Raw genomic sequence first — 17,165 nt, 5'->3', positions numbered from 1 at the left:
CTTGCCGACCAGCGCCTCAGCGCCGCCGGTGAAGGGGCTTTTACGGTTACCCAACAAAACCCGCAAGCAGTTTTTTGAGGTTCCGTCATCTTTTTTTCAAGAACGCCCGAAAACTACGCAAAATCAGGATGTTGAAGTGTCCAAAATTTCCAGTTCCAGGCGCTAACATCACGGCCTCATGCTGCATCGCGGCAGGCTCCGAATCCACATCTTGGGTTATCCACAGGCTTACCCCCAAGAGGGCCGTATTTTGAGCCCATTCGCAGGCCTGAATCGCCGCGATTCACCTCTGACCCTGACCAAAAGACCTCAGGCGAGTCGCGGTCGGGGCGTCAGCCGTAGCCGCAGCGCCAGCAACAGGCAGATCACGCCCAGGTAGGCCAGCGGTTCGATCTGAAACCCTTTCACCAGCATCAGGTAATGTACGCCCCCCAACAGGACCGCGGGGTATGTCAGCCGATGCAGCTTGCGCCAGCGGGCCCCCAACCGCCGCACCGACCAGTTGTTCGAGGTCGCCACCAGCGGCAGCATCAGGGCAAAGCCCGCCATGCCCACGGTGATATAGGGGCGTTTGAGAATGTCGGCCCAGATCTGGCTCAGGATCTGCACATCCAGCAGCAACCAGACCAGCAGGTGAAGAAAGACATAGGTGAAGGTCATGATGCCGATCGCGCGCCGGAACTTGAGCAGGTTCACCCCGGCCCAGCGACGCAGCGGTGTCACCGCCAATCCGACAATGGCCAACTGCAGGGCAAACTCGCCCAGCGCATGTTCCAATGCCTTGATCGGCTCGACGCCCAAGCCCCCGGTCAGGCCCTGGTAAAGGTACCAGGGCGCCGGAAGAGCCAGCACAAGGTACAGCGCCCATGTGGGCAGCCGCCGCGCGGTCTTGTTGATGGCATCCGCGAGCATCAGAAGTTCGCCTTGAGGTCCATGCCCTCGTAGAGCGACGCGACCTCCTCTTCGTAGCCGTTGAACATCAGGGTCGGCTGGCGGCGCGCGAACAGCCCACCACCGATGCGCCGTTCGGTCGCCTGGCTCCAGCGCGGGTGATCCACCGTCGGGTTCACATTCGAATAGAACCCGTATTCGCGCGCGGCGGCCTTGTTCCAGGATGTCGGCGGTTCGCTGTCGGTCAGGGTGATGCGCACGATCGACTTGATCGACTTGAAGCCGTATTTCCACGGCACCACCAGCCGGATCGGCGCGCCGTTCTGGTTGGGGATCGTCTTGCCGTAGATCCCCGTCGCCATCATCGTCAGCGGGTGCATCGCCTCGTCAAGGCGCAGGCCCTCGACATAGGGCCAGTCCAGCACGGGGTAGCGGGTGCCGGGCATTTCCTCGGGGCGCAGCACGGTTTCGAAGGCGACGTATTTCGCCTCGGGTTTCACGCCGGCCAGCTCCAGCAGGTCGGCCAGTTCGAACCCGTTCCAGGGCACGACCATCGACCAGGCCTCGACACAGCGGAACCGATAGATGCGCTCTTCGATGGTCATCTGGCTCAGGATGTCTTCCAGCGCGTAGTCGCCCGGCTTGTCCACCAGCCCGTCGATCTGGATCGACCAGGGCTGCGTGGTCAGCATGTGGGCATTCTCCGCCGGATCGCCCTTGCGTGTGCCGAACTCGTAGTAATTGCAGTACGAGGTGATGTCCTCGAAAGGATTGGGGTCCAGCGCGTCCTGTGCCTGTGCCGCGTTGGGCATGCCCCCCAGCAGGGTGGCACCACCCGCCGCCGCCCCGGCGCCAAGACCCAGCCCCGCCAGCACCCGGCGGCGGTTCATGAAGATCGGCTCCGGTGTGACGTCGGAACGGGTGAGCTTGTTTGTCCAGCGGTTGGCCATGTGTCCTCCTCGGGTGGTCCGTTGCCCGACAAGATAGGCGATGCGCGGGCATGCCCAAACAAACGATGTCTCACGTTGGCGTAACGCGCCTGTAACACACCGCCCGCGCGCCGGCACGGGCGACAGAAATCAGGCCGCCAAATCACCGCCGATCCGCAGAACCTCATCGACCAGCAGATCGAGACCGGATTCAGGAACGCGGTGAAGGCATCCGGGTTAAGTGGAGTTCCGCCGCACTTTCTGCGTCACACCGCAGCTGTCCACTTGGCCGAGGCCGGGGTGCGTGGCAGAGCTCAGCCAGCATCTGGGCATACCGGCGTCCCGGTCACTGAAACTGTACATCCACGATTCAGCCTGGGGCATCTGAGAAAAGCGGCGTCCGCCCTGCAGTTCAGCAGCGGCTCAGCTTCAATGAACCTCGGTCCACTGTCTTTCTGAACTCTATTTTCCTTGAAAATCTGGTCGGAGTGAGAGGATTCGAACCTCCGGCCCCTGCCTCCCGAAGACAGTGCTCTACCAGGCTGAGCTACACTCCGACCGTGGCGGGCGGGATAGCCCAGCGCCGGGGCTTTGGCAAGGCTCAATCGTGCGCTTGCAGCGGGTCTTTCGCCTGCACCACCCGGTCTTTCCTGAAAAACCGCACACGGGGCATGATCCCGGTCTCGAACCGGGTCCTGGACCGCAGGACAGGGCGGTTGGTCGAGGATGTTCCGCCTTCGCGCAGGACGATGTAGGTGCCGCTGGCGATGATGATTCCCGCGCCCGCCACCGTCCAGGCGTCGGGGTACTCGTCGAAGAAGATCGCCCCGGTAAAGGCCGCCCAGAGAATCTGTGAATACTGCATCGGGGCGACCACCACGGCCTCGCCCGCCTTGTAGGCCATGATGACCAGCGCCGAGGCCGCAAAGGCCATGACAGACATCAACGCCAGCCCGCCCAGCTCCAGCGTCGGCATCGGTTTGTAGACAAAGGGCAGCGCCGCGCCCATGACGATGAAATTCGTCAGGATCGGATAAAGCAACATGACAACGCTGCGTTCATCCTGCCCGATCTTGCGCACAATGATCGAGGCCAGAGAGCTGGCAAAGGCGGCGACCAGCGCCGCAAGATGCCCCAGGCTCAGCTCGGTGGCACCGGGACGCAGCACCACCAGAACGCCGCAGAGGCCGACGACCACTGCAAGACCACGGCGCAGACGCACCTGTTCACCCAGGATGGGGATCGCCAGGAGGGTGATCAGCAGGGGTGCGGCAAAGAGAATCGCATAGACCTGCGCCAGAGGCAGCACCGAAAAGGCGTAGAAGGCCGACAGGCCGGTGATGACCGCTGACAGTGTCCGCACCATCAACCACCAGGGATGCACCGGGCGCAGAGTCCCGGGCTGCGATTCGCGGATCAGGAGCAAAGTCACCAGCGGAAAGGAGAACAGTCCGCTGAAAAAGACGATCTGAACCGGGCTGTAACTGGCGCCCAGCCACTTCACGATCACGTCGTGAAGCGAGAAGACACCGAAAGCGAGCAGCGCCAAAAGGGCGCCTTTGGCGTTGTGAGACATCCGGAATCCGTAAAGCTGAGTCGGTTAGCGCCGCCTGTTATCGCTATCACAAGATGATTGCGGTAGGAACGCAAGGGGGGCAGGCGCAACTTCGCCCGATCACGGGCAGGGTTGATCCGTCCAGTCGTCCGACCCACCACGAAAACACTTTTGCCGAAACCCGTAGGCCATCAGCGCCCAGCGCCGGTTTATGGTCTCCGTGTACTCGAGTCGCCGCTGAACGGCGCTGACCGAATCGTCGCCGCCCCCCGCAAGGGTCAGAACGATCACCAGACGGTCGCCTTCGATACCCGCGCTCAGATCCAGCGATGGGGCGCCTTCGCCGCTTTCGGGAAAATCCAGGATCCAGGTCTGGACTTCGCGCATCGGATGCCGGACGACGCGTGTCTCCGGCAGGCGGAAATCGGAATGACCGGGGAGAATCGTGACATCCTGTGCGGCAACTGGCGTGGCGAACAGGCAGGCAATCAGAAGAGTGCGAAGCATGGAAAACCTTTCGGACCGGACAGGAAGATCCTGTCCGGCCCGAGCATCCCTGTCGAGAAGGGAATTCCTTAGAGCGAGGCGTCCAGCGCCGCGACGATGGCGTCGCCCATCTGGCTGGTCGAAACCGGATCGACCCCTTCTTCGCCCAGGAGGTCCGCGGTGCGATAGCCATCGGCCAGCACCTTTTCCACCGCCTGCTCAAGGCGCGTCGCCTCGTCGCCTTGGTCAAAGCTGTAGCGCAGCGCCATCGCAAACGACAGGATGCAGGCGATCGGGTTTGCCTTGCCCTGGCCCGCGATGTCGGGGGCCGAGCCGTGCACCGGCTCGTACAGCGCCTTGGGCCGGCCGTTCGCCATCGGCGCGCCAAGGCTGGCCGAGGGCAGCATGCCAAGGCTGCCGGTCAGCATCGCGGCGGCATCGGACAACAGGTCGCCGAACAGGTTGTCGGTCACGATGACGTCGAACTGCTTTGGCCAGCGGCAGAGCTGCATGGCGCCTGCGTCGGCGTACATGTGGCTCAGCTCGACTTCGGGATAGTCCTTGGCCACTTCGGTCACGACCTCGCGCCAGAGCACACCCGACTCCATGACGTTGGCCTTTTCCATCGAGCACAGCTTCTTGTCCCGCTTCATGGCCAGTTCGAACGCCGAGCGTGCCACGCGGTCGATTTCCGACTCGGTATAGCGCTGGGTGTTGATGCCAACGCGCTCGTTGCCCTCCTCGATGATGCCGCGCGGCTCTCCGAAGTAGATGCCGCTGGTCAGCTCGCGCACGATCATGATGTCCAGACCGGCGACAACATCCTTTTTCAGCGAAGAGAAATCGGCCAGCGCGTCAAAGCACTGCGCCGGACGCAGGTTGGCAAAGAGGTCCATTTCCTTGCGCAGGCGCAGCAACCCGCGCTCGGGCTTTACGCTGAAATCCAGCGTGTCGTATTTCGGGCCGCCCACCGCGCCCAGCAGGACCGCGTCCACCTCTTGCGCCTTGGCCATCGTGTCATCGTGCAACGGTGTTCCGTGCGCATCGTAGGCCGCGCCGCCGACCAGATCCTCGGACACGTCAAAGGCCATGTCGCGCTTGGCGCCATACCAGTCGATGACCTTGCGGACCTCGGCCATGACCTCGGGGCCGATGCCGTCGCCCGGCAGGATGAGAAGCGAAGGGTTGGACATGGTCGGGCTCTCCTATACGTGACGTCAGGCCCCTAGCGCGCGGGGGCACTCTGGTCAATATCACCCCGCCTGTCGCGGCCCCACATGTGCCAGGAGCCCCTCTGCCAGCGCGTCCCAGACCCGGCGGATGCGCGGCGTGTGCCGGACCGCCTCATGCGCCGCCAGCCAAAGCGGCAGGGTCGGCAGCGGGATCTGTGGCAGCACCCGTTCGACCAGAGGTTCCACATCGCCGACGGTGCGTTGCACAAATCCAAGCCCGCATCCCGCCTTGATCAGCTCCCAGTAGACGGGGTGGTGATCGGTGCGGGTGGCAAACCAGTCCCGCTGCGCCTCCAAACCCATCTCGCGCATCCCGCGCAGGATCAGATCGGACCTGTCATAACCGACAAGGTCATGATCCAGGAACGCGTCGAATGTGTCTGGCCGCCCTCGGCGCGCGATGTAGGATGTCGCGGCATAGACGCCGATTTGCAGCTCTCCCAGGTGCCGGGTCACGATGTCCAGCTGTTCGCTGCGGTACATGCGGACAGCAATATCCGCCTCTCGGTACAACAGGTTCTCGGACCGGTCCGTGGGCACCAGGTCGATGCTGATCTCCGGTTCCTCTTCGCGCAGTTTCGCCAGGATCGGCGGCAGGTGGTATTGCGCGGTAAAGACGCTGGCGGTGACTCGGACGGTGCCGGACAGCGTCTCTGACCGCCCAGCGGCGGCCAGGCTGAGCCCCCGCATCCCCTCGGCCATGCGCTGCGCGTGGGGCAGCAGATCGGCACCGGCATCGCTGAGCGCCAACCCGCGCGGCTGGCGCCGGAACAGCTCCAGCCCCAGCGTGGTCTCGATCTGGCGAACCTGCCGTCCGGCGGTCGGTTGCGAGATACCCAGCTGCCGCGCCGCCTCCGACAGCGACCCGGTTTCGGCCACGGTCAGGAAGGCCTGGACCAGCGACCAGTCAAACTTGGGGACAATTTCATCCATTCACTCATGAATACATAAGCTGCACATTCCGGCAATTCCCAAAATCTGGCGAATGAGGCACCCTTGGGCGCAAGGTAAATGGAGGATCGTCAGATGACGGGAAAAGTGCTGATCCTGGGCGGCAGCGGGCGGTTCGGACGCAATGCGGCAGAGGCCTTCTGGGACGCGGGTTGGCGGGTTGCACTGTTCGACCGAGCAAAGGACGACCTGCTGCAAGCGGCGCAGGGGATGGATGTGATCGTGAACGGCTGGAACCCGGCCTACACGGATTGGGCCACACAGGTGCCACGCCTGACCGAACAGGTGATCGCGGTGGCGCGTGCCTCGGGGGCGACGGTGATCGTACCCGGCAACGTCTATGTCTTTGGCAAGGAGGCGCCCGCAGGGTTTGGCCCCGATGTCGCGCATGCGGCCCGCAATCCCCTCGGCCGGGTGCGGATCGAGATGGAACAGCGCTTGCGGGACGCGGATATCCCGGTGATCCTGCTGCGCGCCGGGGATTTCCTCGATACGGCCGCCTCGGGCAACTGGTTCGACCTGCAAATGGCACCCTCGTTGAAAAAGGGCCTGCTGACCTACCCCGGCAATCCGGAAGTGCAGCATGCCTGGGCCTTCCTGCCCGACATGGCGCGTGCTGCCGTGGCCTTGGCCGAACGGCGCGAGAGCTTGCCGCAGTTCACCGAGGTGAATTTCCCTGGCTACACGCTGACCGGGCAGGACATGGCGCGCCTGATCGGCAAGACGCTGGAACGCGAAGTGCGGGTCAAGCGCATGGCCTGGTGGCCCGTCCGCCTCGCCTCGCTGGTCTGGCCGCTGGGCGCGAAACTGGCCGAGATGCGCTATCTCTGGGACAAGCCGCACCACCTGACGCATGAGAGCTTCGACGCGCTGCTGCCGGATTTTCAGACGACCCCGGTGGACGAGGCGCTGGCCGCCGCCGTGGCGCCGGTGCTCAAGGCAGGGTCAGATCGACCCAGACAAGACCATGAGGCCCAAGATCCGGCGACGGGGGCGTGACGCCACGCCCCGTGACCGACAGCGCACGATCGGGCAGGACATAGCTGACCCGCATCGGGCCGGTGCTGTCCCAGGTCACGGTGTCGACGCCGGGCATCGGATCCTGCAGGCGCGCATGTTCCAGCACTTGGCGCGCGGCCTCCTGCAGACCGTTGCCCCGTGAGGGATCTAGATTGAGGTTCCCGATCAAGGCAACGGGTGTGTCGGGCACGGCACCGACTTTGCCCTCCAGAACATGGGTCCATAGCAGGACCTCATCCCGGTTCCGGCGCCCGTTGCGATCCTCTGGTCCGTCAAAAACAGGAGGGGTCGCCGCAAGCGTCAGCAGCGTCAGGCTCCCGCCGGGCGTTGCCACGCGCAACGCCCAATGCGCCGATGTGGACAGGCGTTGCACGTCGTGTGCCGGATCGTCAGCCGCAATCGCACTGTCCGGCGCGTCTTTCCACAACAGGGCAGAATGATCGGCCCCCAGTTCGACCGGATAGCGCGAGAGCAGCGCCATCCCGCCCTGCCCCGCGAACCAGCCGAACCCCTGCGCATCGCGTGGGCCGCCGCGATACCCGTCCCCGTCGATGTCCAGCCCGGTCGCCATCCCGGTATTGGGTCGCAGGGCAAAGAGATGCGGATAGCGCAGGCCCTGGTCCGCCAGGAGGTCGCGCAGCTTGCCCAGCGCAACCAGTCCGGCATCGTAATCCACGTCCGTCAGCAAAAGGATATCCGGACCGGTCGCAAGGATCGGGCCCAGGTCCGGCGGCGCCTTTTCAAGGTCCGCCAGCAGCAATCCCGGCCCCTTGCGGCTGAAATCGCCATGCCAGGTGGCAAGGCGCACCGGGTCGGCACAGGCCGCCCAGGCCACCAGAATGTAGCTGAGAAAGAGGATCAGACCGCCTGCAGGTCCGCCTGCGCGTAAGCGCGACGGCGCTTTTCCTCGATCAGGTCGGCAATGCGGATCAGCGCCACCCCCCTCATGATCAAGCTTGCCGGCAGAAAGGCCCATGCGCTCATCGTCCAGATCAATGTTTGCGGTTCGGCCCAGGACAAGGACGTCGCATGAACCCCGGCGGCCTTCAGCAGCGCCGGAATCAAGAATGGCAGCAGGAACCCTAAGGCCACGTTAACGTGGCTGTCCCGGCGCAGTCGCCGCAGGATGTCCCCGCCAGCGGTGGGATCGTAAAGCGGCAGGTTGATCCAGAAATTGAAGGCACCCCGTCCCAGCGGCCAGTCCAGGATCCGCACCAGGGCCACGAATACCAGGATCGTGACCAGGGAAATAACGTAAGCCAATCCCGCAAGCGGACGGATCTCTTCGACAACGGTTTCGCCGGGCACAGCCAGAAGCATGAGGTGCACGGGCGAGAAGGAGAAATCCATCGCCTCTCCGATCATGCGGCCAAAGGCGATCAGACCATCCGTCAGGGGGGTCGGCAGAACGGAACCACGGCAGATCAGCGTCAACAGGATCACCGTCAGCGCAAGCGAGAAGAAGCGGATGCGATTGAACGGCGGGGCCGAGCGGAATTCGATCAGCGAGGGTGCGTCTGCAAGGTATTCCACAAGCGTGAGGATCGCGGCCACGAGGCCGATCAGGGCGATCATCTGGGTGGTCTCGGCACGGGTTCCCGGCATCAGCAACGCGGGGGTCGCCACAAGAAATGCAACAAGGAATGCCCGCGCCCCGGCGGCCACCATTCGCGTGATCACAGTTCTGCCCTTTCGTTCCGGACGGGAGCGATACGATGCCGCGCCCTTGTTCCATCCCGAGCCCGCGCTTTACGACGGGTTGCCTCAATCTGGCCCAAGTTTTGCCCCTTTTGCCCGGATCGCTCAAGCATTCACGGGAGCCTTGCTCAGATTCATGGCCCTTTAGGGGAGGCACTGGTGCGGGTTTGCATCAATTCCACGGCACGAAAAAGGCGCGCGAAGAACACATCCCAATATATTGGGGTAAAAGAAAAATCCGCCACAAGAGACCTGCCCGGAAATCAGACCATCCGTTAACCCGGCATTAGCGAGTGTGGCGATCACGGCCCATGGAGGCGCCGGAGAACCCCCGCCACGGACCCGCGGCGGGGGCAATGGTCATAGGATCAAACCCAGGGGCGCGCCTGTGCGGCTTGCGCCTCGAAGGCGTCGATGGCCGGGGCCTTTTCCATCGACAGTCCAATATCGTCGAGGCCTTCGAGCAGGCAATGCTTCTTGAACGGGTCGATGTCGAAGGCAAAGCTCTCGCCGTCCGACGTGGTGACGGTCTGCGCTTCGAGGTCGACGGTCATCCGCGCGTTGGACCCCTTTTCGGCGTCCTTCATCAGCACGTCCACGGCCTCTTGCGGCAGCTTGATCGGCAGCAACCCGTTCTTGAAGCAGTTGTTGTAGAAGATGTCGGCGAAGGAGGTCGAGATGATCGCCTTGATACCGAAATCCTTGAGCGCCCAGGGCGCGTGTTCCCGCGACGATCCGCACCCGAAGTTTTCGCCCGCCACGAGGATCTCCGTCTCGCGGTACTGCGGCTGGTTCAGCACGAAATCGGAGATTTCGTTGCCTTCCCGGTCATAGCGCATCTCGTCGAAGAGGTTCACGCCAAGGCCGGACCGCTTGATGGTCTTCAGAAAGACCTTGGGGATGATCATGTCGGTGTCGATATTGACCAGCGGCATGGGGGCCGCGATCCCGGTGAGTTTTTCGTATTTTTCCATCGATCAGGCTCCTCAGGCGTTTTCGGTCATCAGCGCGCGCACGTCGGTCAGGTGACCTGTCAGCGCCGCCGCAGCCGCCATCGCAGGCGACACGAGGTGCGTGCGGCCCTTGTAGCCCTGACGCCCCTCGAAGTTGCGGTTCGAGGTGGAGGCGCAGCGCTCACCCTCGCTGAGCTGGTCGGGGTTCATGGCAAGGCACATGGAACAGCCCGCAAGGCGCCATTCGAAACCGGCCTCCGTAAAGATGTCGGCCAGGCCCTCTTCCTCGGCCTGAGCGCGGACAAGGCCCGAACCGGGGACGATCATGGCGCGCATGCCTTCCTTGACCTTTTTCCCCTTCACAACCTCGGCCACGGCGCGCAGATCCTCGATCCGGCCATTGGTGCAGGAGCCGATGAACACGGTGTCGATCTGGATGTCGGTCAGCGGCGTGCCGGGCTTGAGGTCCATGTAGTCGAGAGCGCGCTGAGCCGCGGCGACCTTGCCGCCCTTGAAGCTGTCAGGCGCGGGCACGACCGCCGAGATCGGCAGTGCGTCCTCTGGCGAGGTGCCCCAGGTCACGGTGGGTTCGATCGACTCGCCCGGGATGGTCAAGACCTTGTCCCAATGCGCGTCATCGTCTGAATAGAGCGTCTTCCACCAGGCCAGCGCGGCTTCCCACTGGGCGCCCTTCGGCGCGTGCGGGCGGCCCTTGACGTAGTCGAACGTGGTCTCGTCTGGCGCGATCAGACCGGCACGCGCCCCGCCCTCGATGGCCATGTTGCAGATCGTCATCCGACCTTCCATCGAGAGGTTGCGGATCGCTTCGCCGCAATACTCGATGACATAGCCGGTGCCACCGGCGGTGCCGGTTTCCGCAATGATGCGCAGGACGATGTCCTTGGCGGTGACACCGGGCAGCAGCTTGCCGGTGATTTCCACCTTCATGTTCTTCGACTTGGATTGAATCAGCGTCTGGGTGGCCAGCACATGCTCGACCTCGGACGTGCCGATACCATGCGCCAGTGCGCCGAAGGCACCATGCGTCGCAGTATGCGAGTCACCGCAGACCACGGTCATGCCCGGCAGCGTCCAGCCCTGTTCGGGACCGACGATATGCACGATGCCCTGACGGATGTCCGACACAGGGTAATAGTGGATGCCAAAATCCTTGGCGTTCTTGTCCAGCGCGGCCACCTGGATGCGGCTGTCCTCGGGCATCTGGTCGGGGTTATCGCGGCCTTCGGTGGTGGGCACGTTGTGATCCGGCACGGCGATGGTCTTGTCCGGTGCGCGCACGGTGCGGCCCGCCATGCGCAGCCCTTCGAAGGCCTGCGGGCTGGTCACCTCGTGAACGAGGTGGCGGTCGATGTAGATGAGGCTGGTTCCGTCTGCGTCCTCTTGGACGAGATGGGCATCCCAGATCTTGTCATAAAGCGTCTTGGGGGACATAGGTCCTCTCCCGTTGATTGGCGAATGGCTTGTCGGAAGGGTGGCGCGGACACGCGCCGGGGATCAGGCGCGCGCCTGTAGCCGGGCCAGCACGGTATGCGTGGCGCCGTAGAAACGTTCGCGCAGGCGCGCGCGATCTGTCCTGTCGACATGGGGTTTCATGATCGAGCCTGATACAGCCTCGCGCAGATTCCCGCAAGAGAGCGCCGACGCCCGCCCTGCCAGATGTGCAAGAGCGGGGCCGGTATCGTCTCAGGCCGCCTGACCGGGGGCCAGACGGCGCCGCAGCGCCTCGGGCACCTGGCGGGCCGAGGAAATGCGCGGAAGGGGCATTTCCGGGATGGACCGGTCCTCGCCGTAAAGCGCGGTATACTCGGCATGGTTTTCAAAGGCGCGGCGGCTGATGTAGTCGATAAAGGTCTCTGCCGGAGCACCTTCGGCCAGGATGACCGCGTGATCCTCGGTCTCGACGTGGTAGAGCGTATAGCCCTCGCCCAAGTCCGACAGCGGTACCCGGGAAATGCCGGCGCCATTCACCAGCGCACCTGCGTCAATCAGCATCCCGTCGATCAGCAGGGCATGGTCCGCCGTCAGCAAGAGATCGCGTTCCGGACAACCGCCGCCCAGGGCCCCGGCGCGGACACGTACCGGCATAAGGCGCTCTGCCGGGCCGAACCGGGTCGAGACATGCTGGACGCCGATCCATTTCACCCGCACCGCCTGGCCGTCGTGCGACAGGATCTCTGACCCGATGTGCAGATCCTCTACCGCCACCCGGCCCGCCGGTGTCGCGATCCCCGTTCCCGACAGGAAACAGGCTGGCATGTTCACGTCCAGCACGTCGCTTGGGTCGATGGAGGCCGGATACTCGGAATAGGGAACGTTCGCCTCGGTCGAGCCGAGCAGGTAGCCGAACTGATCCTGGATGAAGTAGAAGTCGCGTCCCCCAAAGGTCACCTTGCCCAGGTAGGTCGCATCGCTGCCAGAATAGTCCGGATTGATGACCTCGCCCTGCTCGACTTCCAGATCGATCGGGCCGCCCTGCTCTTCGTAGATCGAAGAGCCATAGACCGGGTTGTTGATCGTGTCGCCCTGCTTGTTCCAGCCCGACGGCACGCCGCCGATGGTGAACTGGCTGTAGTAGGTGGCGGACAGAACGGTGAACTGACCCATGAATACTCTTCCTCTCCAGGCATTGACCCGCCTTGAAATACGATCCTCGCGGGTTCGCTCGACCCTGTCAGCTTGTCCGCATCGTGGCAACGAAAAGCGGACACGGCGAGGATTTGCCGAGCGCGGGGTGTGCGCCGCCCCTGGCTGAGGACAAACTGACGCGGCCCCCTTGTGACATCTCCGGATCTGGCCCATTTGCCAGCGGTTCGCGGAGACATCCGCGCAAGACTTCCGAAAATCTTGATCCGAGTGTCGGGGCAACGCGTACCCGTTACAAAGGAAATGAGGCATCCGATGCGGAGTGCATTGAACATCGTCAACCTTGGCTTGATCGCCGTGCTGATCGTTGCTGCGTTCAGCGTGCAGGCCCGCGTGGAGTCGAGCGGGATCATCCCGCTGACCGTACTGGTCGAGTAGCCTTGTGTAACCGGCGGCCGCATCCGGCGTGCCGCCCACGCGAGTGCCAGAGCCGCGCCGTCCCGAGGGGCGGCGCTAGTCGTTTGTGTAGATCGGTCCGGCACTCAGAATGCGTCGGCCCAGAGGTCGGTCGAAAGATATTTCAGACCGCTGTCGCAGAGCACGATCCCCACGGTGCGCCCCCGTTCCGGCCCGCGTAGCAGCGCCGCCGCCGCCGCAAGGTTGGCCCCCGAGGAATAACCGGCGAAAAGCCCCTCTGTCCGTGCCAGCAGGCGGGCGTGGTCACGCGCCTCGGCGCCGCTGACGGTCAGGGTTCCCGCCAGCGGGGCGTCACGCAGATGAACGAGGTCCCCCATCCCGTAACCGCCGCCCTGGATCGGGTGATCCGGCTGCGAGGTATCGCCGCCGGCGATGGCTTCGGCGCCCCGGGGTTCCACCGCGTAGCAGCGAACGCCCTTGGGCGCGAGGAACCGCGCCGTACCCGCAAGTGTCCCGCCAGAGCCGACGAAATCGGCAAAAACCTCAATCGCACCGTCGGATTGTTCCCAGAGTTCCGGACCGGTGCCGGTTTCATGCGCCGCGGGGTTGCCCGGGTGGCCGAACTGGTCAGCCCGAAAGGCGCCGCGCTCTCGCGTGATCCGCTGCGCCGCCTCTTCGACACGCGCAAGATCCGCGCCCGAGACCTGCCCGGGCACGCTCCCCGGCGCCTGATCGACCAGAACCACCTCGGCGCCCAGCGCCGCCATCATGCGCGCCCGCTCTACCGAATTGCCCCGGCTCATCACCGCGATGAAGGGATGCCCCAGGATGCCACAGACAATGGCCAGACCGGTGCCCATGTTGCCCGAGGTCAGCTCGACCACCGGCTGCCCGGGCTGCAGCGCACCGCTTTCTCGCGCCGCCTCGATGATGGCACGGGCCGCGCGGTCCTTCTTGGAAAACCCCGGCAAAAGGAAATCTGGCTTGGCAAGGATACGTCCCTCGACCCCCAGCGCCGCGCAGGCGCGGGCAAGGTCGATCAGCGGCGTGTTCCCGATGGCGTCGATGGCAGAAGACAGGATCATGGCGCGACGCTGCGCCGCCCTCCTCGCCAAGTCAAGCAAACCAGAGGGTTGCGCGGTGCCCGCTTTGCAATACTGTTTGAAGTCCCCGAAGACCCGCGCCGACGGAATGTGACATGGACCCACAGGAGACGCTGCCGCTGGACCCTGAGGCCCTGATCGGCCTCTGGGAATTCCTGATGGCCGAAGGCGCGTTGCTGTGGCGCCAGGCGATGCGGCCCTGGACGAGCTACCAGATCGGCATCATCGTCACCGTCTTCCTGCTGGCCTGGGGCCTGCGGGCGCTGATCCGGCCACGGTACTCCGACTGGCTTCGCAGCCGCGAGAACTGGCCGAAATGGCGTTTGCGGATCGGGCTCATCGTGCAGCGGCGGATGCGGATGATCCTCTTTGTCGCGATGATCTGGGTGGCCTACCTGGTGATGAAGGAGCTGACCTGGTCGTACCGGTCGCTCTTGTTGCGGGTGGCGGCGAACCTGTCGACCGCATGGCTGTTCATCGCCTTCGCAACGCGGCTGATCGCGAACCCGGCGCTGGGCGTGGCAGTGCGCTACGGCGCCTGGACATGGGCAACGCTGTCGATCCTCGGTTGGACCGACGAGGCGGAAAGCACCTTGGAATCCGTCGCGATCACGATGGGAGAGACGCGGCTTTCGCTGTGGCTGATCATCAAGGCCGTGGTGGTCATGGCCGTGCTGCTCGCGATGGCCCGGCTTATGGCGGGCGCCTCGGCGGCCTCGATCCGGCGCAACACGGCCATCAGCCCGTCGATGCAGGTGCTGGCGGTCAAGGTGCTCCAGGTGATCCTGTTCGGCTCTGCCTTCTTCATCGCTCTGAAATCGGTGGGGGTGGATCTGACCGGCCTGGCGGTGCTCTCCGGCGCCATTGGCGTGGGCCTCGGCTTTGGCCTGCAAAAGGTGGTGTCAAACCTCGTATCCGGCATCATCATCCTGCTCGACAAGTCGATCAAGCCCGGCGACGTCATCAGCCTTGGCGAGACCTTCGGCTGGATCGAGTCGCTGGGCGCGCGTTATGTCAGCGTGGTCACGCGGGACGGCAAGGAATTCCTGATCCCGAATGAGGATCTCATCACCGGCCAGGTGGTAAACTGGTCGCATTCCAACGATTTCGTGCGGCTCGACATCCATTTTGGCACCTCCTACCAGGATGACCCGCACGAGGTGCGCCGCATCGCTATCGCCGCCGCGCAAAGCGTCAACCGGGTGCTGAGCCACAAGCCCCCGGTCTGCCATATCATCGGCTTCGGTGATTCCTCGGTGGACTATGTCCTGCGCTTCTGGATCACGGATCCCACGGGCGGGCTGACCAATATCCGGGGCAACGTCTTTCTGGCGCTCTGGGACGCCTTCCAGGCCAACGGCATCTCGATCCCCTTCCCGCAGCGCGAGGTCCGGGTGCTGAAGGATGCGGAGACCGCCGCGCCCATCATGGACTGACGGACGCGGCCGGGGCACCTCAGCCGAGCACCTCGCCAATCAGCATCTGCGGCTGGCAATCGGTGAATTTCGGAATGTCGTCCAGCAAGGGCTGGGCCTTGCTCATTCCCTCTTTCAACGCGTCGCCGTCGTTGAACACCAGTGTCGCGATGGCATGAAACCCCGGCGGCGTATCGGGACCGCCGGACAGGCCCTTGGTCGCAAGAGCGGTCTTCATGTACGGCCCCCAGATCTCGGCCACCATCTTGAGATGCGTGTTGACGTAGTAATCATAGTCGAAATGGGTGCCCTCCGTGGCCGGATAGAGCACCTGGACGCTGCTGGACATTGCACTTCCTCCCTGTTGTCCGCCCGGTTTACCACAAGTGGCGTGCCGTTACGTCTCTATTTGCAAACCCGTCCCGAGGGCTGACAAACCCATGCCGCGCGCGCATAGTCGCCCCATATCCAGGAGGGGACCATGAGCGAAGATATCGTCATCCTGAGCGGTGCACGCACCGCCATCGGTACGTTCGGCGGCAGCCTTGCGGGCACACCGCCCATTGACCTCGGGACAGCGGCGGCAAAGGCTGCGCTGGACCGCGCGGGCGTCGAGGGCGGGCAGATCGGGCACGTCGTGTTCGGCCATGTCATCAACACAGAGCCGCGCGACATGTACCTCAGCCGCGTGGCGGCGATGCAGGCGGGCATCCCCGATAGCGTGCCTGCAATGAACGTCAACCGGCTCTGTGGTTCCGGCGCGCAGGCCATCGTCTCGGCGGTGCAGTCACTGATGCTGGGCGACGCGGATTTCGCCTTGGCGGGTGGCGCCGAGGCCATGTCGCGCTCGCCCTTCGCGATCACCGATCAGCGCTGGGGCGCCAAGATGGGCGACGTCAAGACGCTTGACATGATGCTGGGCGCGCTGAACTGTCCCTTCGGCACCGGCCACATGGGCGTGACGGCGGAAAACGTCGCCTCGGAACATGACATCAGCCGGGACGCGCAGGACGCCTTTGCCCTGCAAAGCCAGGAGCGCGCGGCCAAGGCCATCGCCGAAGGACGGTTCGCCGAGCAGATCGTGCCGGTCCAGGTGCGGCGCAAGCGCGAGATGGTGGATTTCGAGACCGACGAACACCCCAAGGCCACGACGCTGGAGGCGCTGTCCGGCCTGCGCACCGTTTTCCAGAAAGACGGCAGCGTTACGGCGGGGAATGCCAGCGGCATCAACGACGGCGCGGCGGCGCTGGTGCTGGCGCGTGCCTCGGCAGCGCAAGGTGCGGGCTTGAAACCCCGCGCGCGGGTGCTGGGCTATGCCCATGCCGGTGTCCGCCCCGAGGTCATGGGCATTGGCCCGGTCCCGGCGGTGATGTCGCTGCTGGAACGCACGGGGCTGGGCGCGGATGATTTCGACGTGATCGAATCGAACGAGGCCTTCGCGGCGCAGGCGCTGGCGGTGAACAAGGAACTGGGTCTCGACCCGGCCAAGGTGAACCCCAACGGCGGCGCTATCGCTCTGGGCCATCCGGTGGGCGCGACCGGGGCGATCCTGACCGTCAAGGCGCTTTACGAGCTGGAACGGATCGGCGGATCGAAGGCGCTGATCACCATGTGCATCGGCGGCGGCCAGGGCATCGCGCTGGCGATCGAGCGGATCTGACGACCGAGCCTGTTCCGGGGAGGTGGGTCGGACCGCCCCCTGCGGGCCGGGACGGCTGTCGGCGCGTGTCAGCCGTCGCACGGCCCGGGGCCGGCCGACAAGCGAGGGGCAAGCCCCTCGCGCTCCCCGGAGGTATTTTCAGCCCAAAGAAACCGGATGCGCGGCCCCGCTCATGCGACCGCATGCGCCAGGGCGCATTGCTTCCAGAGGAGGGTGAGGGCCTTGACCAGGTGGTCGATGTCGGCGTCCGA

Annotated in this window: 18 protein-coding genes and 1 tRNA gene; 5 read left to right on the top strand and 14 right to left on the bottom strand. The window is 64.4% G+C overall.

Translation table 11 applies throughout. The features are described from left to right. Nucleotides 1-309: 309 nt before the first annotated feature. Complete coding sequence (gene msrQ, locus KZZ07_RS25895; protein ID WP_219519621.1) at nucleotides 310-912, bottom strand: protein-methionine-sulfoxide reductase heme-binding subunit MsrQ; 603 nt, start codon at nucleotides 910-912, stop codon at nucleotides 310-312. Next, on the bottom strand, nucleotides 912-1,841 hold the full coding sequence (gene msrP / locus KZZ07_RS25890) for a protein-methionine-sulfoxide reductase catalytic subunit MsrP (protein WP_219519619.1): 930 nt from the start codon (nucleotides 1,839-1,841) through the stop codon (nucleotides 912-914). The genes msrQ and msrP overlap by 1 nt, the downstream gene beginning before the upstream one ends. A gap of 141 nt (nucleotides 1,842-1,982) precedes the next feature. Here msrP and KZZ07_RS28185 point away from each other — a divergent pair, with 141 nt between their 5' ends. Next, nucleotides 1,983-2,279 (top strand): tyrosine-type recombinase/integrase, encoded by a 297-nt coding sequence (locus tag KZZ07_RS28185; RefSeq protein WP_219519626.1) that lies wholly within the window; start codon nucleotides 1,983-1,985, stop codon nucleotides 2,277-2,279. A 21-nt stretch (nucleotides 2,280-2,300) separates the two neighbouring features. Here the strand turns inward: KZZ07_RS28185 and KZZ07_RS25880 are convergent. From KZZ07_RS25880 to KZZ07_RS25860, 5 genes are all read right to left on the bottom strand, one after another. After that, a tRNA-Pro gene (locus KZZ07_RS25880) sits at nucleotides 2,301-2,377 on the bottom strand. A 44-nt stretch (nucleotides 2,378-2,421) separates the two neighbouring features. Next, nucleotides 2,422-3,396 carry a DMT family transporter gene (locus KZZ07_RS25875; protein ID WP_219519614.1) on the bottom strand — a complete coding sequence of 325 codons (975 nt, stop codon included), beginning with the start codon at nucleotides 3,394-3,396 and terminating at the stop codon, nucleotides 2,422-2,424. Between the two features lie 99 nt (nucleotides 3,397-3,495). Next, nucleotides 3,496-3,882 (bottom strand): hypothetical protein, encoded by a 387-nt coding sequence (locus KZZ07_RS25870; protein ID WP_219519611.1) that lies wholly within the window; start codon nucleotides 3,880-3,882, stop codon nucleotides 3,496-3,498. 68 nt (nucleotides 3,883-3,950) lie between these two features. Then, nucleotides 3,951-5,054, bottom strand: coding sequence for a 3-isopropylmalate dehydrogenase (gene leuB, locus KZZ07_RS25865; protein WP_219519608.1), 1,104 nt, complete (start codon nucleotides 5,052-5,054; stop codon nucleotides 3,951-3,953). Between the two features lie 60 nt (nucleotides 5,055-5,114). Further along, entirely contained in the window at nucleotides 5,115-6,026 is a 912-nt protein-coding gene (locus KZZ07_RS25860) for a LysR family transcriptional regulator (protein WP_219519606.1), read from the bottom strand. A 93-nt stretch (nucleotides 6,027-6,119) separates the two neighbouring features. Between KZZ07_RS25860 and KZZ07_RS25855 the strand changes: the two genes are divergently transcribed. Next, entirely contained in the window at nucleotides 6,120-7,043 is a 924-nt protein-coding gene (locus KZZ07_RS25855) for a Rossmann-fold NAD(P)-binding domain-containing protein (RefSeq protein ID WP_219519603.1), read from the top strand. Here KZZ07_RS25855 and KZZ07_RS25850 read toward each other — a convergent pair. The 5 genes from KZZ07_RS25850 to KZZ07_RS25830 all read right to left on the bottom strand — a co-directional run bounded on the left by KZZ07_RS25850 (nucleotide 6,979) and on the right by KZZ07_RS25830 (nucleotide 12,340). Continuing rightward, nucleotides 6,979-7,899: an endonuclease/exonuclease/phosphatase family protein gene (locus KZZ07_RS25850; RefSeq protein WP_370631262.1), complete on the bottom strand. Its 921-nt coding sequence runs from the start codon at nucleotides 7,897-7,899 to the stop codon at nucleotides 6,979-6,981. The two genes, KZZ07_RS25855 and KZZ07_RS25850, sit on opposite strands and share 65 nt — an antisense overlap. A gap of 23 nt (nucleotides 7,900-7,922) precedes the next feature. Continuing rightward, a complete protein-coding gene (locus KZZ07_RS25845; protein ID WP_370631261.1) occupies nucleotides 7,923-8,744 on the bottom strand; it encodes a hypothetical protein in 822 nt (273 codons plus the stop codon). A gap of 386 nt (nucleotides 8,745-9,130) precedes the next feature. Next, on the bottom strand, nucleotides 9,131-9,736 hold the full coding sequence (leuD, locus tag KZZ07_RS25840; protein ID WP_219519597.1) for a 3-isopropylmalate dehydratase small subunit: 606 nt from the start codon (nucleotides 9,734-9,736) through the stop codon (nucleotides 9,131-9,133). A 12-nt stretch (nucleotides 9,737-9,748) separates the two neighbouring features. Further along, nucleotides 9,749-11,167, bottom strand: coding sequence for a 3-isopropylmalate dehydratase large subunit (gene leuC / locus KZZ07_RS25835; protein WP_219519593.1), 1,419 nt, complete (start codon nucleotides 11,165-11,167; stop codon nucleotides 9,749-9,751). Between the two features lie 252 nt (nucleotides 11,168-11,419). Continuing rightward, on the bottom strand, nucleotides 11,420-12,340 hold the full coding sequence (locus KZZ07_RS25830) for a Hint domain-containing protein (protein WP_219519590.1): 921 nt from the start codon (nucleotides 12,338-12,340) through the stop codon (nucleotides 11,420-11,422). Nucleotides 12,341-12,634: 294 nt separating this feature from the next. On the opposite strand from KZZ07_RS25830, the gene KZZ07_RS27930 reads away from it, so the two are divergent. Beyond that, the gene (locus tag KZZ07_RS27930) at nucleotides 12,635-12,757 is read left to right on the top strand and encodes a hypothetical protein (RefSeq protein ID WP_255564605.1); all 123 of its coding nucleotides are present in this window, start codon (nucleotides 12,635-12,637) and stop codon (nucleotides 12,755-12,757) included. A 104-nt stretch (nucleotides 12,758-12,861) separates the two neighbouring features. Here the strand turns inward: KZZ07_RS27930 and KZZ07_RS25825 are convergent, their stop codons facing one another. Then, on the bottom strand, nucleotides 12,862-13,821 hold the full coding sequence (locus tag KZZ07_RS25825; protein ID WP_219519587.1) for a PLP-dependent cysteine synthase family protein: 960 nt from the start codon (nucleotides 13,819-13,821) through the stop codon (nucleotides 12,862-12,864). A 113-nt stretch (nucleotides 13,822-13,934) separates the two neighbouring features. On the opposite strand from KZZ07_RS25825, the gene KZZ07_RS25820 reads away from it, so the two are divergent. Beyond that, the gene (locus KZZ07_RS25820) at nucleotides 13,935-15,275 is read left to right on the top strand and encodes a mechanosensitive ion channel family protein (RefSeq protein ID WP_219519584.1); all 1,341 of its coding nucleotides are present in this window, start codon (nucleotides 13,935-13,937) and stop codon (nucleotides 15,273-15,275) included. A 19-nt stretch (nucleotides 15,276-15,294) separates the two neighbouring features. On the opposite strand, the gene KZZ07_RS25815 is transcribed toward KZZ07_RS25820, so the two are convergent. Next, on the bottom strand, nucleotides 15,295-15,603 hold the full coding sequence (locus KZZ07_RS25815; protein ID WP_219519578.1) for an EthD family reductase: 309 nt from the start codon (nucleotides 15,601-15,603) through the stop codon (nucleotides 15,295-15,297). 132 nt (nucleotides 15,604-15,735) lie between these two features. On the opposite strand from KZZ07_RS25815, the gene KZZ07_RS25810 reads away from it, so the two are divergent. Continuing rightward, on the top strand, nucleotides 15,736-16,914 hold the full coding sequence (locus KZZ07_RS25810) for an acetyl-CoA C-acyltransferase family protein (RefSeq protein WP_219519575.1): 1,179 nt from the start codon (nucleotides 15,736-15,738) through the stop codon (nucleotides 16,912-16,914). Nucleotides 16,915-17,165: the final 251 nt, after the last annotated feature.

It is taken from the genome of Mameliella sp. CS4, assembly GCF_019392335.1.
In the GTDB taxonomy this organism is placed as follows: Bacteria; Pseudomonadota; Alphaproteobacteria; order Rhodobacterales; family Rhodobacteraceae; genus Antarctobacter.
Note: the sequence above shows the minus strand (reverse complement) of the source record. Positions and strands in the feature narration are given on the sequence as shown.

Coding starts and splice junctions, on each gene's coding strand:
- msrQ (WP_219519621.1), bottom strand. CDS start 912: ATGCTCGCGGATGCCATCAACAAGACCGCGCGGCGGCTGCCCACATGG.
- msrP (WP_219519619.1), bottom strand. CDS start 1,841: ATGGCCAACCGCTGGACAAACAAGCTCACCCGTTCCGACGTCACACCG.
- KZZ07_RS25875 (WP_219519614.1), bottom strand. CDS start 3,396: ATGTCTCACAACGCCAAAGGCGCCCTTTTGGCGCTGCTCGCTTTCGGT.
- KZZ07_RS25870 (WP_219519611.1), bottom strand. CDS start 3,882: ATGCTTCGCACTCTTCTGATTGCCTGCCTGTTCGCCACGCCAGTTGCC.
- leuB (WP_219519608.1), bottom strand. CDS start 5,054: ATGTCCAACCCTTCGCTTCTCATCCTGCCGGGCGACGGCATCGGCCCC.
- KZZ07_RS25860 (WP_219519606.1), bottom strand. CDS start 6,026: ATGGATGAAATTGTCCCCAAGTTTGACTGGTCGCTGGTCCAGGCCTTC.
- KZZ07_RS25855 (WP_219519603.1), top strand. CDS start 6,120: ATGACGGGAAAAGTGCTGATCCTGGGCGGCAGCGGGCGGTTCGGACGC.
- leuD (WP_219519597.1), bottom strand. CDS start 9,736: ATGGAAAAATACGAAAAACTCACCGGGATCGCGGCCCCCATGCCGCTG.
- leuC (WP_219519593.1), bottom strand. CDS start 11,167: ATGTCCCCCAAGACGCTTTATGACAAGATCTGGGATGCCCATCTCGTC.
- KZZ07_RS25830 (WP_219519590.1), bottom strand. CDS start 12,340: ATGGGTCAGTTCACCGTTCTGTCCGCCACCTACTACAGCCAGTTCACC.
- KZZ07_RS27930 (WP_255564605.1), top strand. CDS start 12,635: ATGCGGAGTGCATTGAACATCGTCAACCTTGGCTTGATCGCCGTGCTG.
- KZZ07_RS25825 (WP_219519587.1), bottom strand. CDS start 13,821: ATGATCCTGTCTTCTGCCATCGACGCCATCGGGAACACGCCGCTGATC.
- KZZ07_RS25820 (WP_219519584.1), top strand. CDS start 13,935: ATGGACCCACAGGAGACGCTGCCGCTGGACCCTGAGGCCCTGATCGGC.
- KZZ07_RS25815 (WP_219519578.1), bottom strand. CDS start 15,603: ATGTCCAGCAGCGTCCAGGTGCTCTATCCGGCCACGGAGGGCACCCAT.
- KZZ07_RS25810 (WP_219519575.1), top strand. CDS start 15,736: ATGAGCGAAGATATCGTCATCCTGAGCGGTGCACGCACCGCCATCGGT.